The organism is Devosia polycyclovorans, assembly GCF_042181575.1.
Taxonomy (GTDB): domain Bacteria; phylum Pseudomonadota; class Alphaproteobacteria; order Rhizobiales; family Devosiaceae; genus Devosia; species Devosia polycyclovorans.
The window spans coordinates 3477357-3493081 of sequence record NZ_CP170082.1 but is presented as its reverse complement, the minus strand read 5'-3'; the positions used below and the strand labels follow the sequence as shown (position 1 = coordinate 3493081).

10 protein-coding genes are annotated in these 15725 nt (G+C 59.1%); 6 read left to right on the top strand and 4 right to left on the bottom strand.

The window, feature by feature from the left end; translation table 11 throughout:
* Positions 1-24: 24 nt before the first annotated feature.
* Together ACE4RL_RS17390 and ACE4RL_RS17385 are read right to left on the bottom strand one after the other, a co-directional pair.
* Positions 25-2658 (bottom strand): PQQ-binding-like beta-propeller repeat protein, encoded by a 2634-nt coding sequence (locus ACE4RL_RS17390; RefSeq protein ID WP_375598356.1) that lies wholly within the window; start codon positions 2656-2658, stop codon positions 25-27.
* Between the two features lie 70 nt (positions 2659-2728).
* Positions 2729-3772 (bottom strand): DNA topoisomerase IB, encoded by a 1044-nt coding sequence (locus tag ACE4RL_RS17385; RefSeq protein ID WP_375598355.1) that lies wholly within the window; start codon positions 3770-3772, stop codon positions 2729-2731.
* A gap of 2 nt (positions 3773-3774) precedes the next feature.
* Here ACE4RL_RS17385 and ACE4RL_RS17380 point away from each other — a divergent pair, with 2 nt between their 5' ends.
* The 3 genes from ACE4RL_RS17380 (at position 3775) to ACE4RL_RS17370 (ending at position 9325) form a co-directional block, all read left to right on the top strand.
* Entirely contained in the window at positions 3775-4797 is a 1023-nt protein-coding gene (locus ACE4RL_RS17380; protein WP_375598354.1) for a Ku protein, read from the top strand.
* Positions 4798-4799: 2 nt separating this feature from the next.
* Positions 4800-7352 carry a DNA ligase D gene (gene ligD / locus ACE4RL_RS17375; protein WP_375600308.1) on the top strand — a complete coding sequence of 851 codons (2553 nt, stop codon included), beginning with the start codon at positions 4800-4802 and terminating at the stop codon, positions 7350-7352.
* Positions 7353-8239: 887 nt separating this feature from the next.
* On the top strand, positions 8240-9325 hold the full coding sequence (locus tag ACE4RL_RS17370) for an acyltransferase family protein (protein WP_375598353.1): 1086 nt from the start codon (positions 8240-8242) through the stop codon (positions 9323-9325).
* A 167-nt stretch (positions 9326-9492) separates the two neighbouring features.
* Here ACE4RL_RS17370 and ACE4RL_RS17365 read toward each other — a convergent pair whose 3' ends face one another.
* Both ACE4RL_RS17365 and ACE4RL_RS17360 read right to left on the bottom strand, forming a co-directional pair.
* The gene (locus ACE4RL_RS17365) at positions 9493-10068 is read right to left on the bottom strand and encodes a hypothetical protein (protein WP_375598352.1); all 576 of its coding nucleotides are present in this window, start codon (positions 10066-10068) and stop codon (positions 9493-9495) included.
* Positions 10069-10070: 2 nt separating this feature from the next.
* Positions 10071-11123, bottom strand: a complete 1053-nt coding sequence (locus ACE4RL_RS17360; protein WP_375598351.1) for a hypothetical protein — start codon at positions 11121-11123, stop codon at positions 10071-10073.
* Positions 11124-11444: 321 nt separating this feature from the next.
* Here ACE4RL_RS17360 and ACE4RL_RS17355 point away from each other — a divergent pair, with 321 nt between their 5' ends.
* The 3 genes from ACE4RL_RS17355 to ACE4RL_RS17345 all read left to right on the top strand — a co-directional run bounded on the left by ACE4RL_RS17355 (position 11445) and on the right by ACE4RL_RS17345 (position 15718).
* Positions 11445-13352 carry a polysaccharide biosynthesis protein gene (locus ACE4RL_RS17355; RefSeq protein WP_375598350.1) on the top strand — a complete coding sequence of 636 codons (1908 nt, stop codon included), beginning with the start codon at positions 11445-11447 and terminating at the stop codon, positions 13350-13352.
* Positions 13353-13415: 63 nt separating this feature from the next.
* Positions 13416-14249, top strand: a complete 834-nt coding sequence (locus ACE4RL_RS17350; RefSeq protein ID WP_375598349.1) for an aldolase/citrate lyase family protein — start codon at positions 13416-13418, stop codon at positions 14247-14249.
* The gene (locus ACE4RL_RS17345) at positions 14246-15718 is read left to right on the top strand and encodes a lipid II flippase MurJ (protein ID WP_375598348.1); all 1473 of its coding nucleotides are present in this window, start codon (positions 14246-14248) and stop codon (positions 15716-15718) included. Before ACE4RL_RS17350 ends, ACE4RL_RS17345 begins: the two co-directional genes overlap by 4 nt.
* Positions 15719-15725: the final 7 nt, after the last annotated feature.

Below are 15725 nucleotides of genomic sequence, written 5' to 3'. Positions count from 1 at the left end.
GGCGGTGTCCCGGTGCGTTGCGCCCTAGGGCATCTCGTCGTCCTCGCTTTGGCCTGTCGCACTCTCGGGCAGGGCATAGGCGATGAAGTAGTCGCCTATGGGCGTCTCCATGAAATCATGGCCGCCGGCATTGATGACGACGATCTGCCGCCCCTGGGACTCATAGGTCATGGGGGTTGCCTGGCCGCCGGCGGGCAATTCGACCTCCCAGACCCTTTCGCCGGTTTCGATATCGATGGCACGGAACAGATCGTCGGTGGCAGCACCGATGAAGAACAGGCCCGAGGCGGTGATGAAGCCGCCTGCGTTATTGGGCGTACCGATATCGAAGGGCAGCATGGAGGGAATGCCGAACGGACCGTTCTTGCGGGCAGTGCCGAAGGGGCGATCCCACAGCACCTCGCGGGTGTTCAGGTCGATGGCCGCGATCCCGCCATAGGGCGGCTCCTTGCACAGCATTCCAGTAAACGGCACCCGCCAGCCAGCATTGACCCGAATGCCATAGGGCGCTTCGGCCTGTGGGCTGACCGAGCCATGCGAACCCGAGCTGGCGGATGGATCGTAATTGGGGTCGGCGATGGAATAGATGCCCATCTCGTCGACCTCTTCGCGCGGGATCAACTGGTTGTAATTGGGCATGTTGTTGTAGTTGGCGATGAGGATGCCCTTCACCGGATCCACCGCAATACCGCCCCAGTCAGAGCCGCCATTGTAGCCGGGGAACTGGATCCAGGGTTTCTCGACTGTCGGTGGCGTGTAGACGCCGTTATATTCTGCCTGGCGGTACTGGATACGGCACCAGAGCTGGTCGAGCGGCGTGGCGCCCCACATATCGGCCTCGGTGATGTCGGGCTTCAAGAGGCTCGGGAAGTCGGTGACATAGGGCTGGGTGGGCGACAGGCGCTCTGGCTCGACGCCACCCTGCGGGGCCGGGCGCTCTTCGATATTGACCAGCGGCTCGCCGGTCTCGCGATTGAGGATATAGAACTGGGCCTGCTTGGAGGGCATGATGATGGCCGGGACGGGGCCCTCGTCAGTGGGGAAATCCACCAGCGTGCCTTGGCCGCCCAGGTCGTAATCCCACACATCGTAATGCACGGTCTGGTAGTGCCAGGCGACTTCGCCGGTCTCCACATCCAGCGCGACGATGGCGGTGGAATAGGTATTCTCCTGTTCCGAGCGCGTGCCGCCCCAATAATCGACGGCCGAATTGCCCATGGGCAAATAGACCATGCCGAGCTCGTCGTCGCCCGAGGCAATGGTCCACATATTGGGCGTGCCGGGCGAATAGATTTCACCTTCCGGCGGCAGACCATTTTCGCCTGGGCGGTTCATATCCCATGCCCATTCCAGCTCGCCGGTGACGGCGTTGTAGCCGCGGATGACGCCGGACGGGGCAGTCCGCTGCTGGTTGTCGCTGACCTGGCTGCCCACCACCAGCACGTCGCGCACCAGGGTTGGGGGAGACGTCGGCGCATAAAAGCCCGGCGCGGTATCACCAATGCCTTCAAGCAGGTTCACCATGCCACCATTACCGAAATCGGGGCACAACTGGCCGGTCTCGGTGTCGAGCGCGATCATGCGCGCATCGTGGGTGAGGTTCACCGTACGGGTGGCACAGATTTCGTCACGCTCGGCGGTCGGGTCCTCGAAATAGACAAGGCCCCGGCATGAGGCGTTATAGCCCACATTGTCGGTCGAAACTTCTGGATCGTAGGTCCAGAATTCGGCGCCTGTGGCCGCATCAAGAGCGCTGATATGGTTGGTCGCCGAGCACAGATAGAGCCGATCACCCACCTTCACCGGCGTATTCTGGTTGCCGAACGGTTCATCGCCTTCCGGCATGTCGCCGGTACGGAATTCCCAAATCTTTTCAAGCTGCCCCACATTGTTCGGCGTGATCTGGTCAAGCGGCGAATAGCGCATGGCGCGGTGCGTGCCGCCATAGGCCGGCCAGTCGACGCCGGTCTCCAGCGCAACATAGGTGGGGCCGGTTTCCTCAGGCTGAGAAGCCTCGGTATCGGCCAGTTCTTCTTCGCCAGCCTCAAGTGGTGCGCCTTCCGCCGTCCCATCTGTGTTCGCAGGAGCGACCGGCGCCGGCTCCTCGGCCGGTGTGATGGGGGGCAGTTCAGTCGGCTCTGTCACGACAGGCGCTTCGGGAGTGTCGGGCTGAGCCAGTGGCTCTTCGACCTCCTGGGCGATTGTGCTCTCTATGCCCTGATTGGCTATGCCGATGGCGCCCACCGCGCCGGCAAAGGTCACGATGGCGGCCACGGCGCCAGTGCCGAAGCGGCGCACCGACCCGCGGAGCACGGGCAGGGTGGTCAAGACAAGAATGAGAACTATGGTTGGGGCCAGAAGGCGCGGCACCTGGGCCCACCCATCAAACCCGGCTTCCCACAGTGCCCAGATCAGCGTGCCCAGCCAGGTCAGTAGATAAATGCCTATGGCGGTGATATCGCGGCGGAACAGGAACCAGGCCGTCAGCAGCAGACCGATGCCTGCTGGCAGGTAATACCAGGACCCGCCCAGGGTGATCAGCCAAAGGCCGCCTGCCGCAATGGGCAGGCCAAAGACAAGCAACACAACCCCGACAAACATGGTCCACCAGAAGCCGAGTCCCTTGTGGTCTTGGCGCGGCAATGCGTGCTCGGTCATGCTTCCCTCCAATAGCGTGCTATGTCATGCAACGCCCTGATCCAGCCACAGTTCCGAACTGATTTCGCCCTTAACGCCCGGTGCGCCTCAAGAATGCCGCGGTTTCAATCTCATCTTCGTCGAGCCCTTCAATCGGCTTCAGCCGCCCTGAGCGGCGGAGACCGTCCTCCTGCCAAGCTAGGGCGATGGCGGGATGGACGTAGCATTGCCGGCACACTGTGCGGGTGTTTCCCAGGCGCGCCGCCACCTGATCCAAAACCTGATTGATGGTGCGCGTCCGCGCGCTCTTGCTCTCCGGGACCTCGGTGTCCGAAAAAATCCCGAAGGCACGGACAGTCGCTGCCCAGGTGCGAAAGTGCTTGGAGGTGAACGCCGGGCCGGCGAAGGCAGCGATGTAATCGTTGACGTCACGCGAGGTGATCGCACAATTTCCGTTCTCAGCCTGATACTGGAATAGGTGCTGACCAGGCATGTCCTGCAGCGACCGGACGAGTTTTGCGATCCTGCGATCCGTCAGTTGCAGACGCCACTGCTTTCCGGATTTACCCTTGAAGTGGAAATGCAGCGTAGCGCCGGTGATGTCGACGTGCCGATTGCGCAATGTGGTCAACCCGAAGCTTTTGTTCTGCCGCACATAGGCAGGATTGCCGATACGGATCAGGCTGTGATCCAGCAACCAGACCACAGAGGCCACGACCCGTTCATAGTTGAAGCTGCGACGGCGCAAATCAACCTGAACCTGCTGGCGTAGCCCTGGCAAGGCCTTGGAAAAGTCGAGCAGCGTGTCAAATTTGGTGGTGCTGCGATGCTCGGTCCATTGGGCGTGATAGCGATACTGCTTGCGACCCTTTTCGTCTCGTCCCGTGGCCTGGATGTGGCCGCTGGCGTCCCTGCATATCCAGACGTCGGTCCAGGCCGGCGGAATGGCCAGCGCGCTGATACGCTTGAGTTCGGAAGGCTCGGGCCGGGTACCGTCGTCGCCGACGTAGATGAAGCCGCTGCCCCGCTTCAGCCGGCGCCAGCCGGGTTCCGCATCGGAGGAATAAGCGAGCGTTGGGGCTGGTCCAATTTCATCGGTCCTTGCGCGGTCGAGCACCTGTCTTGCCATTCTCATGATTGCCTCTGGGTCGCGCTGAAAATGGCGGGAGGTGCCAAAGCGTTCCCTCAGCGACCTCGGTTGGCCGGAACGGCGAGCCAATTGCGGCGTTGAGTGGACAACAAATCTGTCATCAGGACCAAGCCATGCCCGCCTCACGTCCGGTCTGGAAAGGCCAGTTACGCCTGTCGTTGGTTGCCATTCCCGTGGAACTGTTCAGTGCCGCGCGCTCGGGAGCCAAGCCAAGCTTCCGGCAAATTCACGAGCCCACCGGCAAGCCCATTCACTACGAAAAAGTCGTGGCGGGGGTCGGGCCGGTGGACAAAGACGAGATCATCAAGGGGTTCGAATATGAGAAGGGCGACTATGTTCTGCTCACGAACGAAGAGATCGATGCCGTCAGGCTAGAAACCCGCAAGACGCTAGAACTCACCCAGTTCGTCGGCGCGTGCGAGATCGACCCGATCTATTATGACAAGTCCTATTTCGTGGTGCCTTCCGACGAGCTGGCAGAGGACGCTTTTCGCGTCATCCGTGATGCGTTGCGCCAGACCGAGAAGATCGGACTTGGTCAGCTTTCGATGCGCGGCAAGGAGTATCTGGCAGCCATCAAGCCCTCAGGGACTGGGTTGATGCTGGAGACGTTGCACTACGAGGATGAGATCCGCAAAGCCGATCCCTTCTTCGCACAAGTTTCCGGCAAAAAAGCAGAGGCTGATCTTCTGGAGGTTGCAACCGCGCTGATTGAAAAGAAGACGGCTCCATTCGATGCCGGGGCCTTCAAGGACCACTATCAGAGCGCATTGCGAGACCTGATCAAGCGCAAGATGAAATCGAAGGGTCGCAAGATCACCGCTAATGAAGAGGAGGCACCAGATAGGCCGAGCGGGGAAAACGTGGTCGACTTGATGGCCGCGCTGAAGGAAAGCCTGGAAGGCGGCAGCAAGAAGAGCGCCTCGTCCACCAGCAAGTCCTCCGCGAGCAAGGCGGGCGCGAGCCGAAAGCCCTCATCCTCTTCATCATCGCGCAAGAAGGCCAGTTGATCGTGGCCACCAAGGCGCAGGACCTGCTGAAGGACTACAAGGCCAAGCGTAATTTTGCCAAGACGCAGGAGCCGGCGGGCGCGGCCCCAATGCGAAGCGAAGGCGGGCGGGGCAAGTTTGTCGTCCAGAAACACGATGCAACGCGACTGCACTACGACTTCCGCATCGAACTCGACGGAGTGCTCAAGAGTTGGGCCATCACCAAGGGGCCGTCCAATAATCCAGCCGACAAGCGATTGGCGGTGCGGGTGGAGGACCATCCTCTCGAATATGGAGGCTTCGAAGGCACCATTCCCGAGGGGGAGTATGGCGGCGGCACGGTCATGTTGTGGGATCGAGGGACCTGGGAGCCGGTCGGCGACCCCCACGAGGGCCTTGCGAACGGCGACCTGAAGGTTCGTCTCTATGGCGAGCGCATGAAGGGCGAGTATGTGCTGGTGCACATGAAGGGGCGCGACACCAAGCGCCGGGGTGCGCCCGACCGCGAGAACTGGCTGCTGATCAAGCATCGCGATGGCTATGCCCGCGACAAGAACACGCTGACCACACGGTTCACGCGCTCGGTAGAGACGGGCCGTGACTTCAAGGCCATCGCGGCGGGCGCAAAACCGGCAAAAAACAGCAGCATGCCGGCTGAGAACGTATGGCACTCTGATCCGGCTGAAGCCAAGAAAGCCAATCAGAAAACGCGGGTCACGGCAAAGGCGACGGATGCCGGTGCGCCGGCTTTCCGCCCGGTACAACTTGCCACGCTGGTCGACACCGTCCCGGCGGGCGATGGTTGGCTGTTCGAGATGAAATATGACGGCTATCGCTGCCTTGCCGCCGTGGCGGGAGACCGTGTGCGGCTTTACACGCGCAATGGGCTGGATTGGACAGATCGGTTCGGTGCGCTTGTGGAACCACTGCAGGAGCTCAAGATCGGCTCAGCGCTTATCGATGGAGAAATCTGTGCCTTCGACAAAGGGGGGCGAACCGATTTCACCAGGCTCAAGAACGTACTTTCCAATGGTGGGCGGCTGGAATACTTCGCCTTCGACCTGCTGGAGGCCAATGGGGAAGACCTGACGAAACTGCCACTATTGGAGCGCAAGGCGCGCCTCGAAAAGCTGCTCGCCAGGTCCACGAAAAAGGACCCAGTCCAATACTCGTCCCATGTCAAAGGGCACGGCCAGAAGGTGCTCGACGCACTCTGCCGGGATGGACACGAGGGGGTGATCGCCAAGCGGGCCGACGCGCCCTATCGGGGCGAGCGGACCAAGGGGTGGCTCAAGATCAAGTGTCTCAAGCGCCAGGAATTTGTCATAGGCGGCTGGTCGCCATCTGCCAAAAGGCGCGGCTTTGCCTCGCTGCTGTTGGGCACTTGGGAAGGCGACAAATTGCTCTATAGGGGACGCGTGGGCACCGGCTTCAGCCAGGACATGCTGGCCGAACTCGAGCGAAAGCTGCAAAAGCTCAGCCGCAAGACCAGTCCGTTCGATGCTGTTCCAAAGGAGCGGGCCCGCAGCGCAAAGTGGGTGACGCCGGACCTGGTCGCCGAGATTGCCTATACCGAGCTGACCGGGGACGATATTCTTCGCCATCCCAGCTTTATCGGCCTGCGCGGTGACAAGCCAGCCAGGGAGGTTCGCATGGAACAGAACCAGAGCCTTGATGATGACGGCGAGGCCGTCGCCGAAAAATTGGGCGTTCGCCTGACGTCGCCGGATCGGGTGGTCTATCCCGGCCAGGGGATCACCAAGTCGCAACTCGTCGCCTATTACGAGGACGTGGCCAAGGCCATGCTGCCCCACATCATGGAGCGACCGCTCAGCCTGGTGCGATGCCCGCAGGGGCGCACCAAACACTGCTTTTTCCAGAAGCACGATACGGGCGGGTTCCCTGAACAGTTGCGATCCCGGCCTGTGGTGGAAAAGGATGGAGACAGGCAGGACTATTTTTATGTCGACGATCTGGCAGGGCTGGTCGCCGGAACACAGATGAACGTCCTTGAATGGCACATCTGGGGGGCGCGGTTCGGCGAGATCGAGCGACCAGACCGATTGGTGTTCGACATCGACCCCGATGAAGGGCTGGCCTTTTCGTCCATCGTCAGCGCCGCAGGCGATATCCGCGACCGGCTCCAGGATCTGAGTTTGACCAGCTTTCCGATGGTCTCGGGCGGCAAGGGCATTCATGTCATCGTGCCGTTGCAGCCGAAGGCCGAGTGGCCGGAGGTCAAGGCCTTTTGCAAGGCGCTGGCCCAATCCCTGGCCGACGATGAACCAGAGCGATATACGGCAAGCCTATCCAAGGCGCGGCGCAAAGGGCGTGTGTTCATTGACTATCTACGCAATGAACGCGGCTCGACGGCAATCTGTCCCTTTTCGGTTCGCTCACGCCAAGGAGCACCGGTGGCCGTGCCTCTGGCCTGGGACGAATTGCCCAAGCTCAAGGCCGCCAACAGCGTCTCGCTTGCCGCAGCGATCGAGCGTGCCAGGAGCGACCCCTGGCCGAACTACTTCAAACAGAGGCAAGCCCTGACGCCCGACATCGCGGCATCCTTGAGCAATTGAGCAAGCCAGGGTGATGAGAACCTCTAGGACCAGGGCCCCTTTGCTTTGGAATGTGCGATGTCGCCACCACCATGGGGCGTTCAAGCGTCCACCCAGAGAACACCTTGGAGCTCCCGTGTTCAGCAGTGAGCACCCAGCCAACCGGGCGATTCATGGCCGGTAGCGCCACCAGCGAAGTCTCCAGGCATTTCGCAATGACGGGGGCAAACCGGGAAGCTTCCAAGGCACGGTACAGATTGCCTTGCAACGCAGCGTACCATCCAAATTACTCAACCCCTGAAAATCGGGAGTCTCAGCAATATCAGAAGGATGGAATGGTGCTGCCGGACAGGATTGAATTGTGTGAAATATAATGAAATCAATGTCTTAAAAGGCGATTTGTAACGGCGTAACGGACGCAAAACTGTTGCTGGACTCCTGCTGCTTCGCAGCGCAAGCCAATTCTTGAGGCGCACCCTTGCAATATGTTCAAGACGCTCGCCGCTCGAGAGAGTTCGAGCTCTCTCTAGTATTGATGAGCGATTGCGGTGCCTCATCTGCGGCAAGGAAGCCCCGCTGTTTGCCGAACTGTTCATGGCCGAAGATTCGATCGATGCATGCTTGCGTGCGACGGAACTCAAACAGGCAGCGCGCCCTGCTGATTCCAAATGCCATGTGAAGATTGGGACCGCCATTTGCAGTCGAATTCGGTCCGCCCTTCAGGCACATGCCCACCGTTTCCGCGGTGCTTGACCAAGACGGGGTGACGTTGCCCCCTGTCCTTGTGAGACTGACAGGCGCTTGAGGCTGCGTCCCGGAGTAAGACGTGCGCTTGTTGAGAGCAGCTCTTGACGCCACTGTCGGCTGCACCCCAATGTCGCCTGGCCGCCAGCAGGACACATACCCAGATGACCGTCAAGCAATCGCAACAGCCAGCATTCAACCCTGCGCTGCACTTAGTTCGCGGCCTGTGTGCCGTTGGCGTGGCCGCCTACCACTATTTGGATTGGGAATACGGAATTTCTATAGAAAGCGCCGGAGCGTTTTTGGTCTATGTGTTCTTTACGTTGTCGGCACTCACAATGATGATTGCTCATGCAGAGCACTTCGAGAATTCAATCACATTCCCGCAGCTCATGGCATTCTACCGCAAAAGAGCGGCGAGAATCCTGCCTCTACTGGCTTTTGTAGCGATCTTGGCTCCCGGCTATGGCGTGATTCTATCCGGGGCCACAGTGAGTCCCGAAATGTTGGCGCGCACCTACCTGACAGCCTCGACGCTGATGGGCCTTCAGATGCCTGGATTTACGTCCGGCGTGGTTGCGGCTTGGTCACTCGGTATCGAGGCTGTGTTTTACCTTGTGTTTCCGGTCTTGGCGCTGATGGCCAAGAACGTCAGCCTTCGTGTTCTTCTTGTGGCCACAGCTCTGCTCGTTATTGGCCAGCAATGTGCCATCGTGCTGATTGCCGGGGATGAGGGATCTGCATTTTGGTTTCGATATGCCAACCCGCTGGTATTTGCGCCCTTTTTCGCGATCGGAATCATTATCTTTCTCAAACCCCTCCCCGAGCGGTCTGGCGGCAATTTTTGGCTTTCCATGATGGCCCTTGCAGCAATCGCGGGATTTTCTTTGGCGATCCCGGTGGACGTTTACCGCAACCCTGTAGCCTACTTGCTGCTGACCGCATTAACTGCCGGTGCTGTCCTTGCGGCCTATTCGGCCCGGGTACCTTCCTGGGCGACAAAGGGCGGGGTGCTCGGCAATATCAGCTATGCCCTCTACCTGACCCATTGGTTCGCGTATAAGGGCAGCAACTGGCTCGCGCCAAAACTGGGCCTTGAGAACCTGCAACCGATCCTCTACGCAGGTCTGGCGGCCATTCTTGCGTACTCGCTCTACCGCTTCTTGGAGGTGCCCGCCCGCAACTACCTGCGGGGCGTGCCCAGCGCGGCGCACCCTTCAGCAGTCCCGCTTCAGAGCTCTTCCAGCTAAGGATTTCATTGAGCTGCTGAAGTTGAGGGCCGGTCAGATGACGATATTTGGAAATCCCGGATTGGAAGCTTCCGGTGTGTGGCGCATATTCGTATGGTCGCTGGCGGATGGTTGGAACAAGCAATTGGGAACCAATTCACATGTCATCGGCTGAACTTTCGTTAGCCCTATTTCCAATAGCCAGAAATATAGACAACTAGATCAACCTGAGCGTACCCTAAGATCGTAATTTCCCGGTATATTTCGAGGCGACCGTCAGTCCCTATGGAAACGTCCACAGAGACATGATTTAGATCCTCTGTTGTGAGCGTTCCATTGTTGGGCCCAGGAAGGCCGTCCGCCTTGACCGTATAGGCATGGATAACTTCGTTCTTGTCACGCTCATCACCATGCGGCCTAATTTTCACTTGGATATCGCCAAGAGAATCTCCTGTAGCCCAAGTTACTGATTTGGCCTTCGCCTTAAGATGAAGGCGTACTGCCGTTGCGTCTACTGGTATCCCGTAGGTTCGAAGATTTTCAGTCACCATCCACTTGGGGCTTGGCGGAGGCTCCGCATCATATCCCCACTGCAGCCAATCCACGTAGTCACCGGCGTTATTGGTCTGTCGTAAAAAAACGGCCGTCTCTCCAGCTTCTGCCGCGTAGTATCTACCGTATTCAACGAAACCCTCAGGCGGAGGTGCGGCGCATGCGAAGACAGAAAGTATCGCTACCGTGGCCAAAATGCGGGAAGAAAACACTATCAGTTTAAAACAGCCATTCTCGAAATCAAACGATCAGACCCAAACACTAGGAGCGGTATAAGTCCCATCACGAGGATAGAATATCCAAACAAACCGCCAACCATCGCCAACATGATGGACAGATGAATCAAATTCTGACCCGGTGACGATGTCTGCACCATGTGAACGGGTCGCCAGCCAAAGCGCCGAGCAACCACCGCTCCTACAACAGCTGCAATCCACCAGTATTGAAGAACCGCTCCCAACATCCCTCCGGAGACCGGGGTGTCATCTTGTTCTACCAAGTTGCCCAGCCCGACCGACTTGGCAATGTCGCCACCTGCCCCATGGCCAAGCATGCGGACAACCGCAGCTTCATCGCCGCCATAAAATGTAAGGTTCTTGCCAAGCCCGATTAGGGCATAGCCAACAAACAGCGCCAAGATGGCGACAATAGATACAGCTGCAATTGGATTGTTCTTGAGGAGTTTGGCGTCCATCGAGGCGGCGACCAAGACAATACCTGCTGAAAGGGCCATCGCGGCCAATAGTGTGCCGGAGCTCACTCCTGCAAGAAGGCATCCGAGCAGTACCGAGATGGCGTTGACCGACTTCCATTCTCTCCGTTTGAACCAGTCAACTCCAGCAAAGATTATCAGCAGGTAGCCACAGAATGCCAGCAGAAGGCGTCCATTCATCAACAAGGACATAACGAACATGCTCAAGATCACGAGATCTCGACGCCAAACATGTCCCTGTGTGCCCCATACATCGACATCAATCTGGGCGACAAGCACGCTCATGAAGAGCAAAACCGCGGCGCTTCCGCAGCTGAACACGAGGTCTGGCGGCAGGTTCGAAAACTCGGCCACAGCGAATACTGGATAGTAGACCAGGTATCGAAGCCCATGCGGATGTCCACTTAGCAACACCCCAAAGGGGTTGTGCCCAGCCGACTGCCACATGTGCCATGCTTGGGAATTGAGAGTGAATGACTTCCCCCCGACAAGCACCATCAGCAAGAGCGCAAATGTCGCTAGGAGGGCCGCAAGGCTGATTCGTTCAATCTTCATGGGCCGCACTCGATCAGTTGTGCGGTCCTGTTACCGCCCGAACGGTAATGATGCAATCAGGTCTGCGTGGTCAGCGTGCCGCTGATCATCAGGTGTTGCTACCATGCACCGCTTTTGCAGTGAACTCCGTGAAGTTGAAGTTGCCCACAACACGTAGCCAACTGCAGCAGCGCTGGGTCAGGCGACGGGCGGCGAGGCCTGAAGTTGCTCGTCAGGGACACTCGCCGCAAATCCCGACAGCTTTGGACGTCTCCTATTGACCAAACTTGCCAATCGTGACAGGCGACCTAATCAACTGTCCAGACCGGTGATCTGTCATTCATGATACGTGAACTCGCGGCCCGCATCCTCGGTATTCCCCGGCGATGGAAACGTGTTGTCCTAGTTGCTAGCGACGTATTTATTGTTGTTTTTGCGGTCTGGGCCAGCTTGGCGATCCGGCTCGACACTTTTGGCCTGCCCGGGACTTGGGACGTGTGGTTCGCAATCCTCTCCGCGCCAGTCGTGGCAATTCCTGTCTTCGCGGGTATGGGCCTCTACCGCCCAGTTGTGCGCTACCTTCCAGAGCGGGCCATGTGGACGATCTTCCAGGCCACCGCCTTGTCTGTGATGGCTTGGGTGCTAGTTGCCTTTATGGCACAGCTCCTGTGGCGCGGCTCGTTGCCCCGGTCTGTTCCGATCATCTACTTCGCGATCGCTTGCGTTTTGCTGATCGGCAGCCGGTTTCTTGCCAAGTGGTTGATTTCGCACCTGGGCCGAGACGTTCTTGCTCAACGACCAACCGTTGTCATTTATGGCGCAGGCGCCGCCGGAACGCAGTTGGCCCAATCCTTGAAAGCCACGCACGACGTTGTCGCGTTTGTTGACGATGATCCGGCACTGCATCGACGCGAAATCGCAAATGTTCGGGTACATCCCCCCAGTGCCCTACCGGCGCTACTGGCCAACTACAGTGTCCAGCAGATCATATTATCGATGCCATCCATTTCGGCAGGCCGTCGAAAGGCCGTCGTTGCGGACGTGTCCCGTCACGGCGTAAAGGTCCAGTCGCTACCCGACATTTCGGACCTGGTGACGGGGAAATACCTCGTCAGCCAAGTGCGGGAGATTGAAATTGATGATCTCTTAGGGCGTTCTGCGGTGCCGCCCGACCTTGACCTCATTCGGCAAATGGTCGCTGGCAAGACCATCATGGTAACCGGGGCTGGCGGTTCGATCGGGTCTGAGCTCTGCCGGAAGATTTCGCAGTGGCGACCACAGCGCCTGGTCTTGTTCGAGGCCAATGAGTTCGCGCTATACAATATTGACCGCGAGTTGGCTCGGAGCAGGGAGGCGGCTGTCGTGCCGGTCCTGGGGTCTGTCACGGATGAAGCGCTAGTTCGCCGGACGATGGAACATTATGCGGTGGACGCGGTCTTCCATGCGGCCGCTCACAAGCATGTTCCTTTGGTCGAGGCCAACACGCTTGAGGGCATTCAGAACAATGTCTTTGGCACCAAGACTGTTGTAGACGTAGCGTTTGCCACCGGTGTTAAGAACTTCGTGCTCATTTCGACGGACAAGGCCGTTCGTCCAACTAACGTGATGGGCGCCACCAAGCGCTGGGCCGAGCTTATTGTGCGCGAGAAGGCTGCCAAAGCCGCGGCGGCGAATACCGGGCAGCAATTCTGCGCAGTGCGCTTTGGCAATGTCCTGGGGTCGAATGGTTCGGTTGTGCCCTTGTTCAAGGAGCAGATCGCGCACGGGGGGCCAATTACCCTGACCGATCCAGCCATGACGCGGTATTTCATGTCTATCAAGGAGGCCGCAGAACTGATCGTCCAAGCCGGTGCGCTTTCGAGGGGGGGAGACGTATTCCTTCTCGACATGGGTGAACCTATGCTGATTTCAGAGTTGGCAGAAAACATGGTCCGATTGGCTGGATTGTCCGTCAGGAACGTCCAAAATCCACATGGTGACATCGAGATCGTGGCGGTTGGCAAGCGGCCCGGAGAAAAGCTCTATGAAGAGCTGTTCTACGATGATGCGGCAGCTGAGCGGACCAGGCACCCCAAGATTCTCCGGGCTGCCGCGGCTCTGGACGATTTGCAAATGCAGCACAAGCTTGACCTGTTGCGCTCGGCTTTGCACGAAGCGGACGAGTCGCTGGCACGCAGTCTTCTATTTGGCCTGGTCGTAGAGACGGACGTCAACGTCGCCGGTCGCCTCGACAAGGCGACAGCGGGATAGTGTGCCAGAGCGGCCCTGCGATAGCGGGGTCCCTCCTCGTTTGACAAAGTGGAAGACGTCGATATGCGGTTAATTTTCATCACCAATGTACCCGAGCTGGCCGCCTACGTGTCCGACCGCGGGGTTGAGCGGGTGATGGTCGATCTCGAATTGCTCGGCAAGGTCGAAAGGCAGGGACACCTGTCCACCGTAATCAGCCGCCACACTTTTGATGATGTTGGACGGATTCGCAGGGCTATTCCCGACACGAATCTGATGGTTCGCCTTAACCCGCTGAACCTAGGTAGCCGTGACGAAGTCGAGCGTGCGATCGACCTCGGGGCAGATGTTCTGATGCTTCCTATGTTCCGAACGGCACAGGAAGTTGAGCAGTTTTGCGCCCTTGTTGCCGGCAGGGTCCGGATCTGCCTGCTTCTTGAAACCGCGGGGGCGGCCGCCAATGTCGCCGAAATCGTGCGCGTCCAAGGTGTGGATGAGATCCATATCGGCCTCAATGACCTGCATCTGGATCTAGGACGCACGTTCATGTTCGAACCTCTTGCGGATGGCCTGGTCGACCAACTCGCAGGCGCGATCACCGGCGCTGGCCTTGACTTGGGCATTGGCGGTCTGGCGCGGGCCGGCGAAGGGCTCCTGCCTGCCGAAATGCTGGTCGCCGAACACGTGCGCCTCGGATCCACTGCGGCGATTCTCTCGCGCACGTTCCACCGCAACAGACTGACGGTTCAGGACCTTGAAGCCGAGATGGATTTCGCGGACGAAGTGGCCAAGCTGCAGGACGCCTATCGCGCATTCGGACAGTCCTCGCCAGACGAGTTGCTGGCCATCCATCACGAAGTGGCCCTGCGCGTCGCAGCTATTGTGCGCGACAAAGCGGCGGGTGGCCAGGCGTCGTGAAGAGCCTTGTCTCCGCGAGCGTAGTGCTAAGCCTGACGCTGCTCCTGGGGCGCTTGTCTGGCTTCGTGCGCGAGATTCAATTGGGCGCCATATTCGGCCTGTCTCGCGAAGGCGACTTCGCGATTGTCATGCTGACTACCCCCGACCTGCTCGTAAATCTTCTGCTGGCGGGCGGACTTAGCGCAGCGCTTGTTCCCGAATTCGCCCGTCTCGATGCTTGCGGACGAGCACGCGTCTTCGGGGTAACAAGTCTTCTTGTGCTTGCTCTCTTCGGGACGATCGGGATCGTGCTCGCGTTCTTTCCCTCTTTGCTGCTCTTGGCCTTTGCTCCCGGCTATGCCGGCACGCCGCCGAGTGCCTACGCGCTGCCTTATGCCATAGCGGCTATGGCCATTCCGTTGGCGGGGCTCACTGGTGTCACTTCGGCACTTCTCAATTCACAGCACCGTTTTTTTGTTGCCGGCACCGGGACACTGGTCTTCAATTTGACAATCATCCTGGTGCTCTTGTTGATGCCCTCAGGGCAGCAGTCCTTGCTTGTCCTGGGCATCGGACTCGCCCTTGCGGCTTCTCTGCGCTACATGAGCCAAGTTGTCGCGGCCCTGCCGCATATGAACTGGGCTGGCGCCGCCAATCGTGACACCGACTACCGCCGACTGGTATTTCGCTTCATCCAGGCTCTTGGCGCTGCCACAATTGTCCTGTTTATCCCAGTCATTCTAAGGGCCCTCATCTCGCTGAATGGCGAAGGCAATATTGCTGCCTTCAACTTCGCTACCAAGCTGGTGGAGCTCCCCCTCGGCATAGCCATCACGACGATCAGCACCGTGGCTTTCCCGGCGTTGAGCAGGGCCTTCGGCGCCAATAATGGACCCGAGCAATTGCGCATTTATGAGAGCGGCATCCAGCGCGCGCTGCTTCTGGCACTCTGTATTACAATTCCGGGTGTCTGGTTCTCCTACCCGCTGGTTGAACTGGTTTTTGGCCGGGGACGCATCGGTCCCTCCGATCTGTCCCTAATCAGCGACTTGGCTCGCTTGGGCTTCCTGACCGTGCCATTGATCGCGGTCAGTTCGATGGCCACGGTTCTACTTAATGCCAGGGGGCAAACTGGCTTGCTGCTCAAGGTGACCCTCGCCAGTGTGTGTGTCGTTCCGCTGGCCGCGTTGCCAGGCATATGGAACGCGGACGCGCGCTTTGTCATGGCGGCACTGCCGGTTTTCCACTTCGTCTACGCGATTGCGCTGGTGCTGACGGCTCAGCAGCCGGTCTTTGCCGGCTGGTATGGGGCCTGGAGAGGCCTCTTCCGCCCGGCGCTCGCCGCTGTCACTGCGACCACTGTTTGTGCCATGCTTGCCAGCGTTGCCGGAACGGATTCTGCCATTGTCGGCGCGAGCCTAGCCTTGGCCGCGATGCTCGCGGCCGTGGTGGCCTCCGACGGCAATCCGCTGCGAACGAGGACCCCATAGGGCTGCC

Bases quoted from the DNA above. Each gene is read 5' to 3' on its own strand.
- ACE4RL_RS17390 (WP_375598356.1), bottom strand. From the start codon at position 2,658: ATGACCGAGCACGCATTGCCGCGCCAAGACCACAAGGGACTCGGCTTC.
- ACE4RL_RS17385 (WP_375598355.1), bottom strand. From the start codon at position 3,772: ATGAGAATGGCAAGACAGGTGCTCGACCGCGCAAGGACCGATGAAATT.
- ACE4RL_RS17370 (WP_375598353.1), top strand. From the start codon at position 8,240: ATGACCGTCAAGCAATCGCAACAGCCAGCATTCAACCCTGCGCTGCAC.
- ACE4RL_RS17360 (WP_375598351.1), bottom strand. From the start codon at position 11,123: ATGAAGATTGAACGAATCAGCCTTGCGGCCCTCCTAGCGACATTTGCG.
- ACE4RL_RS17355 (WP_375598350.1), top strand. From the start codon at position 11,445: ATGATACGTGAACTCGCGGCCCGCATCCTCGGTATTCCCCGGCGATGG.
- ACE4RL_RS17350 (WP_375598349.1), top strand. From the start codon at position 13,416: ATGCGGTTAATTTTCATCACCAATGTACCCGAGCTGGCCGCCTACGTG.